Source organism: Methylobacterium fujisawaense (assembly GCF_014138435.1).
GTDB lineage: Bacteria > Pseudomonadota > Alphaproteobacteria > Rhizobiales > Beijerinckiaceae > Methylobacterium > Methylobacterium fujisawaense.
Genome location: NZ_JACJIM010000003.1, coordinates 54,693 through 73,270, shown reverse-complemented (window position 1 = coordinate 73,270; position 18,578 = coordinate 54,693). Strand labels below are relative to the sequence as shown.

Here is an 18,578-nt window from a genome sequence, read left to right as displayed (position 1 = left end):
CTCCACCGCGATGATCAAGACCCGTTCCGCGCGACGCTCTCCTTGGTTCGTCCGACGCCGCAATAGGTGAAACCGTGTCGCGCCGCGCTCGCGGGGTCGTAGATGTTGCGCAGGTCGATCAGCACGGGGGCCGATCCGTCGGAGGACATGATCTGACGCAGCCGGTCGAGGTCCAGCGCCCGGAACGCGTTCCACTCGGTGACGATCACCAGGGCGTCCGCACCCTCCGCGCAGGCATAGGCGTTCTCGGCGTAATCCACAGCCGGCATCAGGATCCGGGCCTGCTCCATGCCCTCCGGATCGTAGGCGCGCACCTTCGCCCCCGCATCCTGAAGCCCGGCGATGATCGCCAGCGAGGGCGCATCGCGCATGTCGTCGGTGTTCGGCTTGAAGGTCAGGCCGAGCAGCGCCACCGTCTTGCCGCGTACGCTGCCGCCGCAGGCCTTGATCACCTTGCGGGCCATGGCGCGCTTGCGCTGGTCGTTGACCGCCACCACCGTCTCGACCATCCGCAGCGGGGTGCCGGCATCCTGGGCGGTCTTGACCAGCGCCAGCGTGTCCTTGGGAAAGCACGAGCCGCCGTAGCCCGGCCCGGCATGCAGGAACTTCGACCCGATCCGGTTGTCCAACCCGATGCCGCGGGCCACCGCCTGAACGTCGGCGCCGACCGCCTCGCACAGGTCCGCGATCTCGTTGATGAAGGTGATCTTGGCCGCCAGGAACGCGTTCGCCGCGTATTTGGTCAGTTCGGCGGTGCGCCGCGCGGTGACCATGATCGGGGCCTGATTGAGATAGAGCGGCCGGTAGACCTCGCGCATCACGGCCTCGGCCCGCGCCTCCTCGGCGCCGACCACGATGCGGTCGGGACGCTTGAAGTCGGCGATGGCCGCGCCCTCGCGCAGGAACTCGGGATTGGACACCACCGCGACGTCCGCGTCGGCATTGGTCTCGCGGATGATGCGCTCGACCTCGTCGCCGGTGCCCACCGGCACGGTCGACTTCGTCACCACCACGGTGAAGCCCGAGAGCGCCCCGGCGATCTCCCGGGCGGCATCGAACACGAAGCTCAGGTCGGCGAAACCGTCGCCGCGGCGGGACGGCGTGCCCACCGCGATGAACACCGCGTCGGCCTCGGCCACGGCCTCCCGCATCGATGTGCTGAATGCGAGCCGTCCCTGGCGGACGTTCTCGGTCACCAGCGCGTCGAGGCCGGGCTCGTAGATCGGCATGCGGCCGGCATTCAGGCTCGCGATCTTGTCGGGATCCCGGTCGATGCAGACGACCGCGTGGCCGAAATCGGCGAGGCATGCCCCGGAGACCAGGCCGACATACCCGGCCCCAATCATCGCAATCCGCATCGGGCCCTCCCGGCAGCTCGCCCAGCGGCTTGCTGCGATGCAACATGATCCCGGCCGCCAGACGATGCAAGCCGGGCCAGCCTGGATCCGGTCCAGTCTGTCACGGGAATGCAACACCCGCGAAGGATGACTGTAGTTTGACAACCACCGGGGCGCCGCGCGCCGGCGGCCGGGCCGCGCGCCGCCGATCCGCGAATGGAGGCGGGGCGGCTTCGCAGCGCGGACGGCTTCCTGTAGAAGCGCCACCGCCCGAAGGGGAGGCCGCAGATCCGCCCCCGAGGACCCGACCCAAGGATCGGCGAAGGACCGCGATGACCGAATTGCCCAACGTGCACGTGCGTGCCGAGGTCCTGGCTCAGGCGCTGCCCCACATGCAGCGCTACGACCAGGAGATCGTGGTCATCAAGTACGGCGGCCATGCCATGGGCGACCGGGCCGCGGCCGAAGATTTCGCCGAGGACATAGTCCTCCTGGAACAGTCCGGGCTGAAGCCGATCGTCGTGCACGGCGGCGGGCCGCAGATCGGCAAGATGCTCGACCGGCTCGGCATCCAGTCTGAGTTTCGCGGCGGCCTGCGCGTCACCGACGAGGCCACCGTCGAGGTGGTCGAGATGGTCCTGGCGGGCCTGATCAACAAGCAGATCGTCGGCTGGATCTCCGCCGAGGGCGGCCGGGCGGTCGGCCTGTGCGGCAAGGACGGCAACATGGTCCGGGCCAAGCGGGCCATGAAGACCGTCGTCGATCCCGAGAGCCACGTGGAGCAGACCGTCGATCTAGGCCTCGTCGGCGAGCCGGATCACGTCGAGCGCGGCGTCCTCGACGCGGTGCTGAAGGCCGAGCTGATCCCGGTCCTGGCGCCCGTCGCCTACGGCGCTGACGGCCAGACCTACAACGTCAACGCCGACACCTTCGCGGGGGCGATCGCCGGGGCGCTTCGGGCCAAGCGCCTGCTGCTGCTCACGGACGTGCCGGGCGTGCTCGACAAGGACAAGAAGCTGATCCCGGAACTCACCGTGGAGGATTGCCGGCGCCTGATCGCGGACGGCACCATCACGGGCGGGATGATCCCGAAGATCGAGACCTGCATGTATGCGCTCGAGCGCGGTGTCGAGGCGGTGGTCATCCTCGACGGCAAGGTCAACCATGCGGTGCTCCTCGAGCTGTTCACCGATTACGGCGCCGGCACCCTGATCCGTCGGGGCTGAGAATCGGACCGACCCGCACCGCGCCGCCTCCCGGCGCGGTGCCGCCCGCATCGGTGGCGGCAACATCTGCGCCCGCCGCGCATTGTCGTACCCCGCCCACGAGACCAGCCCCGGACAAGCATCAAACTTGCGAGCTTGACCGTTCCGGTCCACAGATTCCGTGGGTATCAGCAACCTGAGGGGTTCCGGTGCACCACCCCGGCAAGGCCCAGTTCACCACCCCCGCGGCGCGCGGCTTCGCCGACGTCGACACCTGGGTGTTCGACCTCGACAATACCCTTTACCCGAGCGATGCCGCGGTCTGGCCGAAGGTCGACGAGCGCATCACCCTGTACGTGATGCAGCTCTACGGACTCGACGGGATCTCGGCGCGCGCGCTGCAGAAGCATTTCTATCACCGCTACGGCACGACGCTGTCGGCGCTGATGGTCGAGGCGGGCGTCGATCCCCACGATTTCCTCGACTTCGCCCACGACATCGACCACTCGTCGATCAAGCTCGACAAGAGCCTCGGCGACGCGATCGAGCGGCTGCCCGGGCGCAAGCTGATCCTGACCAACGGGTCGCGCCGGCACGCCGAGACCGTCGCCGCCAAGCTCGGCATCCTCGATCATTTCGAGGACGTGTTCGACATCGCCGCCGCCGACTTCGTCCCGAAGCCGGAACGCACGACTTACGAGCGGTTCCTGGAGAAGCACGCCGTCGAGCCGACCCGCGCGGCTCTGTTCGAGGACATCGCCCGGAACCTCGCGGTGCCGCACGACCTCGGCATGGCCACCGTGCTGGTGGTGCCGAGGGTCACCGATCCCTACCGCGAGGCCTTCGAGCAGGAGGCGGTGCGCGAGCCGCATATCGACCACATCACGGACGACCTCGCCGCCTTCCTGGCCGCCTGCGTGCTGCCCGAGGCCGAGGCGGCGCGAGAGCCGGTCGACCGGGACCGTCGCTGAACCGCGTCCAACGGCAATCGACAAGCCGGCAACGATCCTGTAGAGAGCCGCCCAACTCACAACAGGATCGCCGAAATCCTGGCGCCGATCGCCCATGAGGGGCGAAGCGGCGCGACGGCCGGAGCTATGCCATGAACATCATCGAGCAGCTGGAGCGCGAGGAAGTCGCGCGCCTCGCCAAGACCATCCCGGATTTCGAGCCGGGCGATACGCTGATCGTCAACGTCCGCGTGAAGGAAGGCGAGCGCACCCGCGTTCAGGCCTACGAGGGCGTCTGCATCGCCCGCTCGGGCGGCGGCCTCAACGAGAGCTTCACGGTCCGCAAGATCTCCTACGGCGAGGGCGTGGAGCGCGTCTTCCCGGTGCACTCGCCGATGATCGATTCGATCAAGGTGGCCCGTCGCGGCAAGGTGCGTCGCGCCAAGCTGTACTACCTGCGCGACCGCCGCGGGAAGTCGGCCCGCATCGTCGAGCGCACCGACCGCTACAAGACCAAGGACGCCCCGGCCGCCGCGCCCACCGCCGCCGAGTAAGCTGTCCGAATCGCTCCGCAGGCCGGAGCGATCGCCCGGTTTCAGACCGGCCCGGCTCAGCCGGGCCGGTTTTTTCTTGGCCGGCCGCCCCGTCCCGGCCGCCGATACGATCCGCTCAGGCGGCCCGGATCCCGTCCAGGAACCGGCGGATCTCGGCGGCGAGTTGCTCGGACCTGCGCGACATGTCGATCGCGGCGTCGAGAACACGCTCGGCCGCCCCGCCCGTCTCCTCGGCGCCCTGCGAGACGTCGGCGATGTTGCCGGTGACCGCCTCGGTGGCCGCCGCGGCGCGCCCGACGCTGCGCACGATCTCTTCGGTTGTCGCGCCCTGCTGCTCGATCGCCGCAGCGACCGTGGCGGCGAGGGTGCTGACCTCCCCCATGGTGCGGCCGATCCCCTGGATCGCCTCCACGGCCTGGCAGGTCGACGCCTGGACCGCGCCGATCCGTAGGGCGATCTCCTCGGTGGCGCTGGCCGTCTGCTCAGCCAGCGCCTTGACCTCGGCCGCCACGACGGCGAAGCCCCGGCCCGCCTCGCCGGCCCGGGCCGCCTCGATCGTGGCGTTGAGGGCCAGGAGGTTGGTCTGACGGGCGATGCCGGCGATCATGTTGGCGACGGCACCGATCTGCTCGGCCCCGTTCGCGAGGTCGCCCACGAGGGTGTCGGTGCGCTGCGCCTCGGTCGCGGCCTGCGCCGTCTTGGCCGAGGATTGCGCCATCTGTCCGGAGATGTCCTGGATGGTGACCGCCATCTCCTCGGTGGCGGCGGCGACGCTCTGCACGATCCCGGCGGTCTCCTGCGCGGCCTCCGCCACATGGGTGGCCCGGACACTCGTGCGGGAGGCCCGCCGTGCCATGGCCTCGGCGGTCGCCTGCATCTGCGCAGCGGCCGCGGAGACGCCCGTCATGAGGGCCCCGGCATCGGCCTCGAACGCCCGGGTGAGCACGTCGAGCCTCTGCACGTGCTGGGCTTTGGCCGCCGCTTCCTGCGCCGCCGTCCGATCCATCTCGGCCTTGACGGTCAGCGCTTGGCGGAAGACCTCCACGGTTCGGGCCATCTGCCCGATCTCATCCGTCCGATCGAGCCCGGGAATCGAGCCCGTCCCGTCGCCCTCGGCGAGGGCCTGCATCCGGCGGCCGAGCCGGTCGAGCGGACGCGTGATGCCGCGCCCGATCAGGACCGAGCCGAGCACGCCGAGGGCGCCGACCCCGAGAAGCAGGCCGCTTGCCGCCAGAGCGAGCGACAGGAAAGCGTCCTTGATGTCGTCGGTATAGGTCCCGGCCGCGATCATGATGTTCCAGGGCGTGAACCTGACGGCGCGTGTGGTCTTCAGGTACAGGCCCTCGCGGCCGGGTCGCGGATACTGATACGTCGTCAGGGCCGTGTCGGAGGTCTTCAGCAGATCGATCAGCGTCCCGGCCACGCGCACCCCGTTGACCCGGACGTCCAGCTGGTTGCTGCCGACAAGCCTGCGGTCGGGAACCGCCAGAGCCGTACCGTCCATCGCGTAGATGGCGACGTAGTTCGTGCCGTTGTCGAAGCGCATGGCCATGGCCGTCTCGGCAAGTTCCGCCAGGGCGGCTTCGCGGGTCAGGGCGCCGCTTCTGACCCGGGACTCAAGGTTTTGTGCGTAGGTGGTGAACAGCTCCGTGATCGCGCGCAGGGATTGAAGCCGCTCGGACAGCATTTCCTCGTAATACAATCGCAATCCGCCAGCGCCAATGGCTGAAACGATCAATACGGTGAGTACAATTTGCGCCATCATACGACGAAACAGACTTACGCTGAAAAATCGAACGCGCATAATTAATTCCCGCAGATCGCCAAATCCAGCGATACCGCGGCATGATCTGATAAATTCGATTGCTCATGTCAACAGAAGCGCGCAGATCAAGATCATGACCTACAAGTTGAACGAACGAGATCTGCAGATGAGGCGACGATGCCGTTGCTTTTGACATGGCGCATGCCGGCCGCACGGATGGGCTGCCGCCAGCGACGACAGAACCTGAGATCGCCCCGGCGAACCGCACCTGCACCACAGCAATGGACGGGTCGAATGCCCCCGGCACCCGGGACGGGCGCGGCCGCAATGCGGGCGCGGCGGAGATGATCGGGTCGGAGGATCGGATGGCGCTGCGGCCCGGCGGAACGGCATGCGGGGGCCGCTCGCCGTAGTCGGCGCGATCGGGGCGCCGCTACCGGGTCCGCGCGGTGACCTCGATCTCGACGCGCATCTCGGGGCGTAGAAGACCCGCCACGACCAGCATCGTGGCGGCCGGCCGGACATCGGCCAGCACCCGGCCGCAGACCGCCAGCACGGCCTCGGCGTCGTCCCGGTCGATGACGTAATAGGTGGCGCGCACGATGCCGGCGAGATCTGTTCCGGCCTCCGCGAGCACCGAGCGGATCGTGCGCCAGCAGGCCTCGGCCTGCGCGGCGGCCCCCTCGGGCATGGTCATCGTGGCGTAGTCGTAGCCGGTCGTCCCGGACAGGTAGACGGTGTCCCCGTCGACCACCGCCCGGGAGTAGCCGTAGTCCCGCTCGAACGGGGAGCCCGACGTGATCAGCCGCCGTCTCACCCGCCGCGCAGCGCCTCCAGCACCTTGCCGCCGGGACGGCCCGTGGGCGTCATCCCGAGCCGGCGCTCCACGTCCTTGATGGCATCGCGCGTCTTCTGGCCGACCTTGCCGTCCGGCTCACCGACATCGTAGCCGCGGGCGGCCAGCCGGGTCTGGAGATCGCGCCGCTCGGCCCGGGACAGGGGCGGGTCGTCGGTCGGCCAGGCGGCCTGGACGCCGGGCTTGCCGCGCAGCCGGTCGGAGAGGACCGCGATGGCGAGACCGTACGACTCGGCGGCGTTGTACGAGTAGATCGCGTCGAAGTTCTTGGTCACCAGGAAGGCCGGGCCGTCGATGCCGGCGGGCGCGATGATCCCGGCCGGGCCCTCGCCCGAGAGCGGGCGCCCGTCCACGCGGGTCACGCCGAGCGAGGCCCAGTGGGCGACCGGTTTCTTGTTCTTGCGTCCGGCGGCTCCGACGTTGAAGCCCCGGGGCAGCTTCACCTCGTAACCCCAGACCTGGCCGTTCTGCCACTTGGCGACGTGCAGGAAGTTGGCGGTGGACCCGACGGCGTCGGCCACCGAATCGACCACGTCGCGCCGTCCGTCGCCATCGCCGTCCACGGCGAGGCGGTGATAGGTGGTGGGCATGAACTGGGTCTGGCCGAAGGCGCCCGCCCAGGAGCCGGTGAGCCGCTCCGGCGCGATGTCGCCGCGCTCGATGATCCGGAGCGTGGCGATCAGCTCGCCGCGGAAGAAGTCCCGGCGGCGGTTGTTCGAGCAGGCCAGCGTCGCCAGCGACTGGACCAGCGGCATCTTGCCGAGGTTCTTGCCGAAATTCGACTCGACGCCCCAGACGGCCGCGATCGTATAGCGGTCGACCCCGTAGCGCGCCTCGGCCTGGGCCAGGGCCGCCGCGTGCTGGCGCATGGCCGCCCGCCCGTCCTCGACCCGCTCGTCGTCGACCAGCGCCGCCATGTAGTCCCAGATCGGCGTCTTGAACTCGGGCTGCGCCTGAGACAGCTCGATCACCTTGTCGTCGTAACTGATGCCGCTCGTGGCGGACCGGAAGGTCTGCGCCGAGACGCCCGCCGCGGCGGCCTGCCCTTGGATGCCGGCAAGGCAGCTGTCGAAATCGGCCCGTGCGGGCAGGACTGCCAGCGGCACGACCGCGATCCCGGCGAGCAGCCCGAGCGCGCACGCTTTCCTCGGTCCCGTCGGGTGCTTCGGCATGCTGGCGATCCTCACGATGCGGGGCGGAGTCTGGGCGCGGATTCAGGCGACATGTGGGTTAACGAAGGGTGAGGAAATCCGCGTCGTCTTGACCACCGCGCCTACCAATCGATAGGTTGGCTCGGAGCCCGCCAGCGAGCGGCGGGCCCTCCAAGGCGGGAGACGAAACGCATGATGAAGGATTGGAATCAGTACGGCGCCGAGCTGGTGAGCACGCTCGGGCGCATCGGCGCGGTGAGCCCGGACCTGCTCAAGGCTCATGACCAGTTCGCCGCGGCGGCGCCGACCGAGCGCAAGCTCGACGCGAAGACCCGCGAGCTGATCGCCCTCGCGGTGGCGGTGACGACCCGGTGCGACGGCTGTATCGCCGTCCATTCCGAGGCCGCCCGCAAGGCCGGGGCGAGCAAGGAGGAGGTCGTGGAGGCGCTGGGCGTCGCGGTGGCGCTGAATGCCGGTGCCGCCCTGGTCTACACCGCCCGGGCCTTCGAGGCCTTCACCGGCGAGAACGGCTGAGGCGGCGAACCGCGTCGATCCCGGGCCCTCGCGCGGGCCCGGTGCCGGCTTCAAGACGAGGCGCCCGCCCGGCCCAGGCTCCGCAGGCGGTCCAGGTAGGCGCACAGCATGTCGGCCAGCGCGCCGGCGGAGGCTTCCACGGCGGCCTGCGTCCGCGCCGCCTCCGAGATGCGCTCGCCGACCTCGCCGAGGGTCATCGCGATGATCGCGCCCGCGACCTGCAGATCCGCCTCGGGAACCGCCGGAAGCGCCTCGCGCAGGAAGTCGCGAAACGCCTGCGTGCCGGCCAGCTGCGGCTCCGCGGCCTCGGGCGCATCGCGATAGGCCGGGGCGGCTGCGTCGAGGGCCCGTCGCATCGCCGCCTCCGCGCATTCCGAGCGCACGAAAGCGTGGACCGCGACGCGCAGCCGATCGCCCGGCATCATCGTGCGATCCTGCAGGATGCCGGCGAGGAGGGCCGTCGTGTCCCGCCATTCGTCGCTCTGCAGCTGGAACAGGATCGCCGCCTTGTTGGGGAAGTACTGGTAGAGCGAGCCGATGCTGACGCCGGCGCGCTCGGCGACCCGCGCCGTCGTGAACCGCTCCGCCCCGACCTCCGCCAGAACCTGAGTGGCCGCCTCAAGGATGGCCGCGACGAGGTCGCTGGAGCGCGCCTGCCGGGGCTGCTTTCGCTTGGAAATTCCGAGGCTTGGCCGATCGGGCATGACGTGTGGCTCGGAACGCGAATAGGCGCGGGCAGGGGGCGCCGGTATTCTGCGTCGTGTTCAGTCGAGCACGCAAGACGGAAAGCAAATCGCCATGTCACGCTCAGCTTCTACTCTCGCCGAGCCGCGTATCGCGTCCTTGTTGGACAGTCTCTTCACGCAATCAGAGGCCTCCTCACCCGTGAGCGCCATCGGCGATCTCTCGGCGGACGAGCGGACGCGCCTCATGGGCAGCCGAACCGGCTACCGAGACTTCTACAGCCGGCTCAAGGACATGCCCCTCGCGGTCTCACGGGAGACCGGCCGGCTGCTCTACATGCTCGCCCGGACCCGCCGTGCGCGGACGATCGTCGAGTTCGGCACCTCCTTCGGCCTCTCGACCCTGCACCTCGCCGCGGCCCTGCGCGACAATGGCGGCGGCCGGCTGATCACCTGCGAGTTCGAGCCGTCCAAGGTGGTGCGGGCGCGGGCGAACCTGATGGAGGCCGGGCTGGCGGATCTCGTGGAGTTCCGCGAGGGCGATGCCCTGCAGACCCTCGGCCTCGACCTGCCCGACTCGGTCGACCTGCTGCTCCTCGACGGGGCGAAGGGGCTCTATCCGGAGGTTCTCAGCCTCGTGGAGAGCCGCCTCGGACCGGGCGCCCTGGTGGTCGCCGACAACGCGGACCACAGTCCGGACTACCTGGCGCGCGTGCGCGCGCCGAGCCGCGGCTACCTGTCGGTGCCGTTCGCCGAGGACGTCGAGCTGTCGATGCGGCTCGGGTGAGGCAGGGCCCGGTATCCGGGCCGGACCGGCGGCCGCCTCAGCGCGACCGCCGTCGGGACACTCAGCGGGCCGCTCAGGCCCATTCGCGCTGGGCGAGCTTCTGCTCGTAGGCATCGATCGACGCAGCGCGCGCCAGCGTCAGGCCGATCTCGTCGAGGCCGTTCAGCAGGTTGTGCTTGCGGCCCTCGTCGATGTCGAAATGCAGGGTGCCGCCGTCCGGCCCCCGGATGGTCTGCGCCGCCAGATCGATCGACAGGGTGGCGTTCGCGCCGCGCTCGGCATCCTCGAACAGCTTCTCCAGGTCCTCGGGGGACACGACGATCGCCAGGATGCCGTTCTTGGCGCAGTTGTTGAAGAAGATGTCCGCGAAGCTCGTGGAGATCACGCAGCGGATGCCGAAATCGGCCAGCGCCCAGGGCGCGTGCTCGCGGGACGAGCCGCAGCCGAAATTGTCCCCGCACACCAGGATCTTGCTGTTCCGGTAGGCGGGCTGGTTGAGGATGAAGTCCGGGTTCTCGGAGCCGTCCTCGCGGTATCGCATCTCGGCGAACAGGCTCTTGCCGAGCCCGGTCCGCCGGATCGTCTTAAGGTATTTGGCCGGGATGATCCGGTCGGTATCGACGTTGATCGTCCGCAGGGGCGCCGCGACGCCCTCAAGGGTCGTGAACTTTTCCATCGTCTGACGGCTCGTGTCGGTGGTCTCTCTGTCGCGCGGTTTAGCAGCCGCAGGCCCGGGCCGGAAGCATCACGCGAGGTCGGGTGCCGTCGCACGGGACAGGGTGCCGTCGTGGAGCGCGGAGGCGACCAAAGCCCCGGCGATCCCGGCCGCCCGCAGCGCCCGCAGGTCGTCCGGGCCGCGCACGCCGCCCGCCGCGTAGAGGCGGCGATCCGGCGCCCGCACCCGCAGGGCTCCCAGGGCCGCGAGGTCCGGACCGGCCCCGGCCCCGACCTGCGCCAGCGTCATGGCGATCACCTCCGGCGGCCAGAGCGACGGATCGTCGTGGAGGGCCGCCGGGCCGAGCCGCTCCGCCCCGCGGGTGTCGAGGGAGAACACCGCCCGGTCGCCGAGCCGCGTCACGAGGCCGGCATCCGCCTGGCTCTCGCTGCCGATCACCGGGCGCCCGAGGCCGGCGGCCAGGAACGCCGCGACGCCCGCAGGCTCGGCGAAGCCGGCATCGACCCACAGGGCGATTCCCGGGCAGGCACGGGCGATCGCCTCCAGGGCGCGGAGGTCGGGCGCGGCGCGATCGATGATCGCGTCGAGGTCGGCGACGTAGAGGATCCCGGCGGGCCACGCATCGACCAGCCCGCGGGCCACCGCGTCCGGCGCCGAGCCCTTTGCCAAGGGCGTCTCGATCGGGGCATAGGAGGAGCGCTCGCCCCGGCGCGCCCGCACCACGCGGCCGCCCCGGAGATCGAGCACCGGGATCACCGCGAAGCCGGGGCGCCCGATCCTGTGGTCCATCGAGGCGCTCATCGCGGTCCCATGCGCTCATCAAACCCAATGACGATCGGGTGGGACCTCGGCGGGGTCCACGTCAAGGTCGCCCTGGTGGAAGACGGCCGCGTCGTGGCCGCCGCCCAGGTGCCGTGCCCGCTCTGGCAGGGCCTGCCGGCCCTCGACCGGGCGCTGGAGGCCGCCCCCGACTGGGCCCGCGGCGCGGCCCTGCACGCCGTGACCATGACGGGCGAACTGACCGATTGCTTCGCCGACCGGCGCGACGGCGTCGCGGCCCTGTCCGGATGGGCCGAATCGCACCTCGCCGGAACCGTGCGGATCTATGCCGGCCGATCCGGCTTCGTCGCCCCGGAGGCGGCCGCCTCCCTGTCGGCGGACGTGGCCTCGGCCAACTGGCACGCCACCGCGGCCCTCGCCGGCCGGGTCGTCCCGGACGCGCTCCTGATCGATATCGGCTCGACCACCGCCGACCTGATTCCCATCGTGGGCGGGCGGCCGGCCGCGACCGGCTACAGCGATGCCGAGCGGCTGGAGACCGGCGAGCTCGTCTATACCGGCGCGGTGCGCACGCCGGTGATCGCGCTGTCCGGCCACGCCCCCTTCGCGGGCCGCCGGACCCGGCTGATGACCGAGACCTTCGCCCACATGGCGGACGTCTACCGCATCCTCGGCCTGCTCCCCGAAGGCGCCGACCAGCAGCCGAGCGGCGACAGCAAGGGCAAGACGGTCGCCGAGAGCGAGACCCGGCTCGCCCGGATCGTCGGGCGCGACCGGGCGGAGGCGCCCGCCTCGGCCTGGACGGCGCTCGCCGCCCACTTCGCCGAGGCGCAGCTGCGCCTGCTCCACGACGCGGCGGCGGAGCTCCTCAGCCGGCCCGATCTCGGCGCGGACGCGCCCCTCGTCCTGTGCGGCGCCGGCGCCTTCGTGGGCGCCCGCCTCGCGGAGCGGCTCGGCCGGCCGGCGACGCCGCTGGTGGCGCTGCTGGCGGACCGGATCGCCGGTGCCCGCGACGGGATCTCGACCTGTGGACCGGCGGTGGCGGTCGGCCTCATCGCCGCGGAGGAGGCAGTCGCATGAGTGCAATCAAGATCCTGGCCCGGATCCTGACGGCCCGGGTGGGGCCGCATATCGAATTGGCCGTGGAGACGGAATCCGGGGAGGTTCTGAAGGTGCTCGCCACCGAGGACCAGATCGACCGGCTGGTCGACGAGCTGGACGACATCCTCAACTCGCCGGCCGACCCGGAGGATGACGGGCCGCCCCAGGCGGCCTGACGCCGCGGGCCGCTCGGATCGCCATGAGCCTGATCGCCGCCAAGATCATCGTCACGCCGACGCTGATGTGGGCCGTCTCGGCGGCGGCGCGGCGGTGGGGCAGCCTCGTCGGCGGCCTGCTCTCGGGGCTACCGCTCACCTCGGCGCCGATCTCGATCTACCTCGCCGCCGAGCAGGGCGAGCGTTTCGCCGCCGACGCCGCGATCGGCTCGGTGGAGGGGCTGGGCGCGGTCACGGCCAGCTATCTCGCCTACGCCGTCTCCGCGCCACGGATGGGGATCCTCGCCGCCATCCTCCTCGCTCTGGCGGCCTTCATCCTCGGCAGCGCCCTGCTGCACGGACTCCTCCAGCCCGACCTGTGGCTCGCCACGGCGATCGACCTGCCGGCGATGGCGCTGGTGGTCGCCCTGTGCCGGCCGCGCACGGGGACCGAGGCGCCGGTCCGCCGGTCGCGCCCGCCGCGCTGGGACATGCCGGCCCGGCTCGCCGCCGCCACGGCCCTGGTCCTGCTGGTCTCGACGCTGGCGCCACATCTCGGCTCCGGCCTGAGCGGCGTCCTGGCGCCGATCCCGATCATCTCCTGGCCGCTGATCGTCTTCGCCCGGGTTCAGGACGGTGTCGGCGCCGCCCTCGACGTGGTGCGCGGCAGCGCCCAGGGCGCGTTCGGCGTGCTCGCCTTCTATGTCTGCGTGCACCTGCTGCTCGGGCGAATCGACCCGGTCGCGGCCTACGCCGTGTCCATCGCGGTCTCGGCGCTCTGCGTGCTGCCGTGGCTCGTCGCGCGGCGCCGCCCGCGGGCCGCGTGACCGAGCCGCGCCGACGCGACAGCGGAGGAGATTCATGCTGCCGGATACGGGGATCCCGACCCTCACCCCGGGCTACGCGGCGGTGCCGCCGGGCCATCTCGCCACCATCGTCACCAGCCTGGAGATGCTCCGCCCGCCGCCCCCGCGTCCCGGACGGCCGTTCCCGCCGGGACTCGCCCTTGAGCCCCTGGCGCGCACCGACCCGGAGACCTACCGGACCCTGTTCCGGGAGGTCGGCGCCGACTGGCTCTGGTTCTCGCGGCTCACACTGGCGGATGGGGCGCTGGCGGCGATCCTGGCCGACGGGGACGTCGAGATCTTCGCGCTCCGGCGGGACGGGCGGAACGTCGGCATGCTGGAACTCGATTTCCGCCGACCCGGCACCTGCGAGCTGGTCTTTCTCGGACTGACCGGGGACGCGGTCGGAACCGGGATCGGCCGCACGCTGATGAACGCGGCGATCGGCCGGGCCTGGGCGCGTCCGATCACGCGGTTCTGGGTGCATACCTGCACCCTGGACCATCCCGGCGCGCTCGCCTTCTACCGGCGCTCGGGCTTCGTCCCCTTCGCGGTCCATGTCGAGGTCGCGCCCGATCCGCGGCTCGACGGGACCCTGCCGCGCGCCTGCGCCCCTCACGTGCCGCGGCTCGACTGACGCGTTGCGGGGATCCGGAAACCAAAAGACCCGCGGCCTCGCGGCCGCGGGTCTCGTGTCGTCAATCGTTCGGGCCGGTCAGGCGGCGGTGCGCTTGCGGGCTTCCTGCTTCGTGTCGACGCCGGCCGCTTTGATCTCGGACAGCTTCTGCGCGACGTTGCGCGAGAACACGAACTCGGCCGGGCGCTGGTTCTCCAGGCTGACCTCGGGGGCCATCGCGCCGTCGGTCTTGATGCCGCGGATCGCGTGCACCAGCGGCTTCCAGGGCTTGCGGACCGAATCGACCACCGAGGAGGCCTCGTAGCCCGAGTGGACCATGCAGTCGGCGCACTTCTCGTAGTTGCCGGTGCCGTACGAATCCCAGTCGGTGGTCTCCATCAGCTCCTTGAAGGTCGCCGCGTAGCCCTCGCCGAGCAGGTAGCAGGGCTTCTGCCAGCCGAACACGGTGCGGGTCGGGTTGCCCCACGGGGTGCAATGGTAGGTCTGGTTGCCGGCCAGGAAGTCGAGGAACAGGCCCGACTGCTGGAAGGTCCACTTCTCGCGGCCCTTCTCCTTGCCGTGCCGGAACACGCCGCGGAACAGGTCCTTCGTCGCCTTGCGGTTCAGGAAGTGCTTCTGGTCGGGGGCGCGCTCGTAGGCGTAGCCGGGGGAGACGGTGATGCCGTCGATACCCATCCGGGTCACGCTGTCGAAGAAGTCGGCGATCTTCTCCGGCTGGGAATTGTTGAAGAAGGTGCAGTTGATGGTGACGCGGAAGCCCATCTCCTTGGCCTTCGCGATCGCCGCCACGGCCTTGTCGTAGACGCCGCGCTGGCACACCGACTGGTCGTGCATCTCCTTGTCGCCGTCCAGATGGATCGACCACGTGAAGTACGGGCTCGGCTTGTACTCCTTGATCTTCTTCTCGAGGAGCAGCGCGTTCGTGCAGACGATCGCGAACTTCTTCTGGGCGATGATGCCCTCGACGATCTGCGGCAGATCCTTGTGCAGGAGCGGCTCGCCGCCGGCGATCACCACCACCGGAGCGCCACACTCGCGCACCGATTCGAGGGCGTCGGCGACCGGCAGGCGCTTGTTCAGGATCTCGTCCGGATAGTCGATCTTGCCGCAGCCGGCGCAGGCCAGGTTACAGCGGAACAGCGGTTCCATCATCATCACAAGCGGGTAGCGCTTGCGGCCCGTGAGGTGCTGCTTCAGGATGTAGCCGCCGATCTTCGCGACGTACCGGAGGGGGATACCCAAGATTGCGGCTCCTTACTTCGTCGACCCCGGGGCATTGGGGTGCTTAACGCGAAAAAATCTCGAATTCCAGCGATCTAGCTTGGAACTAATCTGAAACGACCCCGTTTCGGCGAGGTCATGACATCTTATCCTGCTCCTGACGCAACGGCGCCACACGCACCGCTCCCGCGGGATCCGTGGGCGGAGACGTCCGATCGTTGAGGACAGCACGTGCATTGCGTCGGCAATACGACCGGAATCCCAAGATTCTGGTGGCCGCGCCAGGATCGCCGTGCGCTAGCGCACACGGACAGGCGCGGGATGCGCGCCACAGCGGCCGCGTTGCAATCTGGCATCGCCCTCTTTACTGAGCCTCGTGGCCGCGATGCAAGTCCCGGCCCGCGGCGGGTGACCCGACCGCGGACCGCATCATCGGGCGGAGTCGGGTCCTGGACGCGCACGGCGTGGCCAGAACGGGCAGTGCGGCGTTCCTCGAACCCGATGCGCACCCGACCGGATCGCGGCGCGATCGGCCGGCGGAGCCCGGGGCCCGTCCGTGTCGGTGGGCGGGGTCTGGACCGGACGAATGACAGGAGCCGGTCGCGCATGGGGCGCGTCCGATGCGAACAGGCAGGGTGCTCGTGATCGAAAGTCTCGTCGCGTTCTCGGTGCGGTATCGGTGGATCGTGATCGCCTTCACGGCGTTCGTCACGGTCGCGAGCCTCGGGGTCGCGGCGCATCTGTTCCGAATCAACACGGATGTCGAGCGGCTGATCGACCCGAAGGAGCCGTGGCGGCAGGACGAGATCAATTTCGAGAAGGCGTTCCCGCAGCGCAGCAACACGATCGTCGCGGTGATCAACGGCGAGACGCCCGAGGAGACCGAGGAGGCGGCCGCCAACCTCGCCAAGGCGCTGACCGCCCACAAGAACCTGATCGAGACGGTCTACCGGCCCGATGGCGGCCCGTTCTTCAACAAGAACGGCCTGCTGCTGATGTCGCAGGCGGACCTCGACAAGACCCTCGAAGCGCTGACCCAGCAGCAGGGCCTGCTCGGGCCGCTCGCCGCCGATCCGTCCCTGCGGGGCGTGATGCGGGTGCTGACGCTGGGCGCCCGCGGCGTGAAGACCGGCGACGCCAAGCTCGAAGATCTCGAGAAGCCCATGGGGCAGATCGACGACACGCTGCAGAAGGTGCTGGCCGGCAAGCCGGCGCGGATGTCGTGGCAGGAGCTGCTGTCGGGGGGCCAGACCAGCGTCACCGACAAGATGAAGTTCGTGGTGATCCAGCCGGTCCTCGACTTCAACGCCCTGGAGCCCGGCTACCAGGCGACCAAGCTGATCCGCAACGTCGCGAAGGATCTCGGGATCGACGGGCAGAACGGCCTGCGCATGCGTCTGACCGGCACGGTGGCGGTGGCGGACGAGGAGTTCGCGACGCTGTCGGAGGATGCGGGCCTCAACAACAGCATCATCGTCGGCGCGATCGTGCTGTTCCTGTGGCTGGCCCTGCGCTCGGGCAAGCTCGTCGGCGCGGTGATCATCACCACCTTCGCGGGTCTCGTGGTCACGGCCGCCCTGGGCCTCGTCATGGTCAAGGAGCTGAACCCGATCTCGGTGGCCTTCGCGGCCCTGTTCGTCGGGCTCGGCATCGATTTCGGCATCCAGTTCTCGGTGCGCTACCGGGCGGACCGCTACGAGCAGCCGACCCTGGAGAGCGCGATCCGCGCCGCCGCGCGCGGGGTCGGCTGGTCGCTGACGCTCGCCGCGGTGTCGCTGGTCGCGGGCTTCTTCGCCTTCCTGCCCACGGCCTTCCGGGGCGTGTCTGAGCTCGGCCTGATCGCCGGCGTTGGCATGGTCGTGGCCTTCCTGTTCTCCCTGACGCTGCTGCCCGCGCTGATCGCGGTGTTCAAGCCCGTGGGCGAGAAGGCGGCGGTGCAGACCAACTGGCTCGTCGGCGTCGATCCGTGGATCATCCAGCACCGCAAGCCGATCCTGATCGGCGTCGGCCTCGTGACCCTGGCCGGGGCGCCGCTGCTCTGGCACCTGCCGTTCGACTCGAACCCGATGCACCTGCGCAGCCCCAAGACGCAGTCCATCGCGACCTATCTGGACCTGATCAAGAATCCCGAGACCAGCCCGAACTTCATCGACGTGCTGGCGCCGAGCGTCGACGCAGTCCCGGCGCTGTCGAAGACGCTTCTGGCCCTTCCGGTCACCGCCTCGGTCAACAGCATCGACACGTTCGTCCCGCGCGACCAGGACAAGAAGCTGGCCCAGGTCGCCGATACGGCCCAGCTCCTCGACCCGGTGCTCAATCCCGGCCGCAGGCCGCCGCCGCCGACCGACGCCGACAACGTCAAGGCGCTCAAGGACGCCGCCGCGGCGCTCAACGGCCTCTCGACCGACGCCAAGGGCGACGCGAAGGGCGCCCAAGAGGCCAAGCGCCTCGCCGGCACCCTCGACAAGCTCGCCGCCGGCCCGGTGCAGATGCGCGAGGCGGCTTCGGTGGCGCTGACCAAGGACCTCGTGCCGCTGCTGGCGCGCCTGCGCGACCTGCTGCATCCCGAGAAGATCACGCTGGAGAACCTGCCGCCGCAGCTCAAGGCCGACTGGGTGGCGGCGGACGGGCGTGCGCGCATCGAGGTCCACCCCAAGGGTGATTCGAACGACGACACGGTGCTGCGCCGCTTCTCGGACGAGGTCCTGAAGGTCGCCCCGCACGCCACCGGTGCGCCCGTGGCCACGACGCAGTCGAGCTACACGATTCTGGGCGCCTTCGTGCAGGCGGCGGTGACGGCCTTCGTGCTGATCTTCGTCATCCTGTCGGTCGCCCTGCGGAAACCCTGGGACGTGGCGATGACCCTCGGCCCGCTGGTGATCGCGACCCTCTGGACGCTCATGGCGATGCGCATCGTCGGCATGCCGCTGAATTTCGCCAACATCATCGCCCTGCCGCTGATGCTCGCGGTCGGCGTAGCGTTCCACATCTACTACGTGATCGCGTGGCGGGCGGGCGTGACCGACATGCTCGCCTCCAGCCTGACCCGGGCGATCTTCTTCTCCGCGCTGACCACCGGCAGCGCCTTCGGATCGCTGGTCCTGTCGAGCCATCCGGGCACGGCGAGCATGGGCAAGCTGCTGGCGCTGTCGCTGTTCTTCACCCTGGTGGCGGCGTTCTTCGTCGTGCCGGCAACCCTCGGTGAGCCGCCGGCGCAGCCCGACGATGACCGTCCGGAAGCCGAGAAGGCGGCCGGCGCGGCCCTGCGCAAGACCGCCCCGCACCAGGATCCGGTGCCGGCCAAATAGGACGGGCCGAGTCGCGCCGGCCGGTCGCGGCCG

The 18,578-nt window shown here is 70.1% G+C and carries 18 protein-coding genes; 10 read left to right on the top strand and 8 right to left on the bottom strand.

The features are described from left to right. Nucleotides 1–14: 14 nt before the first annotated feature. Nucleotides 15–1,358: a UDP-glucose dehydrogenase family protein gene (locus GGQ91_RS09460; protein ID WP_043386365.1), complete on the bottom strand. Its 1,344-nt coding sequence runs from the start codon at nt 1,356–1,358 to the stop codon at nt 15–17. A gap of 311 nt (nt 1,359–1,669) precedes the next feature. Here GGQ91_RS09460 and argB point away from each other — a divergent pair, with 311 nt between their 5' ends. From argB to rplS, 3 genes are all read left to right on the top strand, one after another. Beyond that, complete coding sequence (gene argB, locus GGQ91_RS09455) at nt 1,670–2,563, top strand: acetylglutamate kinase (RefSeq protein ID WP_043351054.1); 894 nt, start codon at nt 1,670–1,672, stop codon at nt 2,561–2,563. Nucleotides 2,564–2,751: 188 nt separating this feature from the next. After that, complete coding sequence (locus GGQ91_RS09450; RefSeq protein ID WP_043351056.1) at nt 2,752–3,513, top strand: pyrimidine 5'-nucleotidase; 762 nt, start codon at nt 2,752–2,754, stop codon at nt 3,511–3,513. A 131-nt stretch (nt 3,514–3,644) separates the two neighbouring features. Continuing rightward, nucleotides 3,645–4,046: a 50S ribosomal protein L19 gene (gene rplS / locus GGQ91_RS09445; protein ID WP_043351057.1), complete on the top strand. Its 402-nt coding sequence runs from the start codon at nt 3,645–3,647 to the stop codon at nt 4,044–4,046. A 115-nt stretch (nt 4,047–4,161) separates the two neighbouring features. Here rplS and GGQ91_RS09440 read toward each other — a convergent pair whose 3' ends face one another. From GGQ91_RS09440 to GGQ91_RS09430, 3 genes are all read right to left on the bottom strand, one after another. Continuing rightward, the gene (locus GGQ91_RS09440; RefSeq protein WP_246410640.1) at nt 4,162–5,748 is read right to left on the bottom strand and encodes a methyl-accepting chemotaxis protein; all 1,587 of its coding nucleotides are present in this window, start codon (nt 5,746–5,748) and stop codon (nt 4,162–4,164) included. A 496-nt stretch (nt 5,749–6,244) separates the two neighbouring features. After that, complete coding sequence (locus GGQ91_RS09435; protein WP_182591861.1) at nt 6,245–6,628, bottom strand: Rid family hydrolase; 384 nt, start codon at nt 6,626–6,628, stop codon at nt 6,245–6,247. Beyond that, nucleotides 6,625–7,839 carry a lytic murein transglycosylase gene (locus GGQ91_RS09430; RefSeq protein ID WP_182591860.1) on the bottom strand — a complete coding sequence of 405 codons (1,215 nt, stop codon included), beginning with the start codon at nt 7,837–7,839 and terminating at the stop codon, nt 6,625–6,627. Before GGQ91_RS09430 ends, GGQ91_RS09435 begins: the two co-directional genes overlap by 4 nt. Before the next feature lie 171 nt (nt 7,840–8,010). Between GGQ91_RS09430 and GGQ91_RS09425 the strand changes: the two genes are divergently transcribed. Then, a complete protein-coding gene (locus tag GGQ91_RS09425; RefSeq protein WP_210281225.1) occupies nt 8,011–8,352 on the top strand; it encodes a carboxymuconolactone decarboxylase family protein in 342 nt (113 codons plus the stop codon). A 50-nt stretch (nt 8,353–8,402) separates the two neighbouring features. Here GGQ91_RS09425 and GGQ91_RS09420 read toward each other — a convergent pair whose 3' ends face one another. Beyond that, nucleotides 8,403–9,056, bottom strand: a complete 654-nt coding sequence (locus tag GGQ91_RS09420; RefSeq protein WP_043350541.1) for a TetR/AcrR family transcriptional regulator — start codon at nt 9,054–9,056, stop codon at nt 8,403–8,405. Between the two features lie 94 nt (nt 9,057–9,150). Here GGQ91_RS09420 and GGQ91_RS09415 point away from each other — a divergent pair, with 94 nt between their 5' ends. Further along, nucleotides 9,151–9,822 (top strand): O-methyltransferase, encoded by a 672-nt coding sequence (locus GGQ91_RS09415; RefSeq protein ID WP_043350544.1) that lies wholly within the window; start codon nt 9,151–9,153, stop codon nt 9,820–9,822. Between the two features lie 73 nt (nt 9,823–9,895). Here the strand turns inward: GGQ91_RS09415 and leuD are convergent, their stop codons facing one another. Continuing rightward, a complete protein-coding gene (gene leuD, locus GGQ91_RS09410) occupies nt 9,896–10,498 on the bottom strand; it encodes a 3-isopropylmalate dehydratase small subunit (protein WP_043350546.1) in 603 nt (200 codons plus the stop codon). Between the two features lie 69 nt (nt 10,499–10,567). Further along, nucleotides 10,568–11,299: a HisA/HisF-related TIM barrel protein gene (locus GGQ91_RS09405; RefSeq protein WP_182591859.1), complete on the bottom strand. Its 732-nt coding sequence runs from the start codon at nt 11,297–11,299 to the stop codon at nt 10,568–10,570. A 9-nt stretch (nt 11,300–11,308) separates the two neighbouring features. Here GGQ91_RS09405 and GGQ91_RS09400 point away from each other — a divergent pair, with 9 nt between their 5' ends. From GGQ91_RS09400 to GGQ91_RS09385, 4 genes are read left to right on the top strand one after another with little or no spacing between them, the layout of a single operon-like run. Beyond that, complete coding sequence (locus GGQ91_RS09400; protein ID WP_182591858.1) at nt 11,309–12,358, top strand: hydantoinase/oxoprolinase family protein; 1,050 nt, start codon at nt 11,309–11,311, stop codon at nt 12,356–12,358. Then, nucleotides 12,355–12,555, top strand: coding sequence for a hypothetical protein (locus tag GGQ91_RS09395; RefSeq protein WP_043350558.1), 201 nt, complete (start codon nt 12,355–12,357; stop codon nt 12,553–12,555). The genes GGQ91_RS09400 and GGQ91_RS09395 overlap by 4 nt, the downstream gene beginning before the upstream one ends. Nucleotides 12,556–12,578: 23 nt before the next feature. Then, nucleotides 12,579–13,361: a hypothetical protein gene (locus tag GGQ91_RS09390; protein ID WP_182591857.1), complete on the top strand. Its 783-nt coding sequence runs from the start codon at nt 12,579–12,581 to the stop codon at nt 13,359–13,361. A 34-nt stretch (nt 13,362–13,395) separates the two neighbouring features. Further along, entirely contained in the window at nt 13,396–14,016 is a 621-nt protein-coding gene (locus GGQ91_RS09385) for a GNAT family N-acetyltransferase (RefSeq protein WP_182591856.1), read from the top strand. Between the two features lie 78 nt (nt 14,017–14,094). On the opposite strand, the gene hpnH is transcribed toward GGQ91_RS09385, so the two are convergent. Further along, nucleotides 14,095–15,258: an adenosyl-hopene transferase HpnH gene (gene hpnH, locus GGQ91_RS09380; RefSeq protein ID WP_043386340.1), complete on the bottom strand. Its 1,164-nt coding sequence runs from the start codon at nt 15,256–15,258 to the stop codon at nt 14,095–14,097. A 620-nt stretch (nt 15,259–15,878) separates the two neighbouring features. Between hpnH and GGQ91_RS09375 the strand changes: the two genes are divergently transcribed. Further along, nucleotides 15,879–18,545, top strand: coding sequence for an MMPL family transporter (locus GGQ91_RS09375; protein WP_043386381.1), 2,667 nt, complete (start codon nt 15,879–15,881; stop codon nt 18,543–18,545). The last annotated feature ends 33 nt before the right edge of the window (nt 18,546–18,578 follow it).

Coding starts and splice junctions, on each gene's coding strand:
- leuD (WP_043350546.1), bottom strand. CDS start 10,498: ATGGAAAAGTTCACGACCCTTGAGGGCGTCGCGGCGCCCCTGCGGACG.
- GGQ91_RS09460 (WP_043386365.1), bottom strand. CDS start 1,358: ATGCGGATTGCGATGATTGGGGCCGGGTATGTCGGCCTGGTCTCCGGG.
- GGQ91_RS09385 (WP_182591856.1), top strand. CDS start 13,396: ATGCTGCCGGATACGGGGATCCCGACCCTCACCCCGGGCTACGCGGCG.
- GGQ91_RS09420 (WP_043350541.1), bottom strand. CDS start 9,056: ATGCCCGATCGGCCAAGCCTCGGAATTTCCAAGCGAAAGCAGCCCCGG.
- GGQ91_RS09430 (WP_182591860.1), bottom strand. CDS start 7,839: ATGCCGAAGCACCCGACGGGACCGAGGAAAGCGTGCGCGCTCGGGCTG.
- GGQ91_RS09425 (WP_210281225.1), top strand. CDS start 8,011: ATGATGAAGGATTGGAATCAGTACGGCGCCGAGCTGGTGAGCACGCTC.
- GGQ91_RS09415 (WP_043350544.1), top strand. CDS start 9,151: ATGTCACGCTCAGCTTCTACTCTCGCCGAGCCGCGTATCGCGTCCTTG.
- rplS (WP_043351057.1), top strand. CDS start 3,645: ATGAACATCATCGAGCAGCTGGAGCGCGAGGAAGTCGCGCGCCTCGCC.
- GGQ91_RS09395 (WP_043350558.1), top strand. CDS start 12,355: ATGAGTGCAATCAAGATCCTGGCCCGGATCCTGACGGCCCGGGTGGGG.
- GGQ91_RS09405 (WP_182591859.1), bottom strand. CDS start 11,299: ATGAGCGCCTCGATGGACCACAGGATCGGGCGCCCCGGCTTCGCGGTG.
- GGQ91_RS09400 (WP_182591858.1), top strand. CDS start 11,309: ATGCGCTCATCAAACCCAATGACGATCGGGTGGGACCTCGGCGGGGTC.
- argB (WP_043351054.1), top strand. CDS start 1,670: ATGACCGAATTGCCCAACGTGCACGTGCGTGCCGAGGTCCTGGCTCAG.
- GGQ91_RS09390 (WP_182591857.1), top strand. CDS start 12,579: ATGAGCCTGATCGCCGCCAAGATCATCGTCACGCCGACGCTGATGTGG.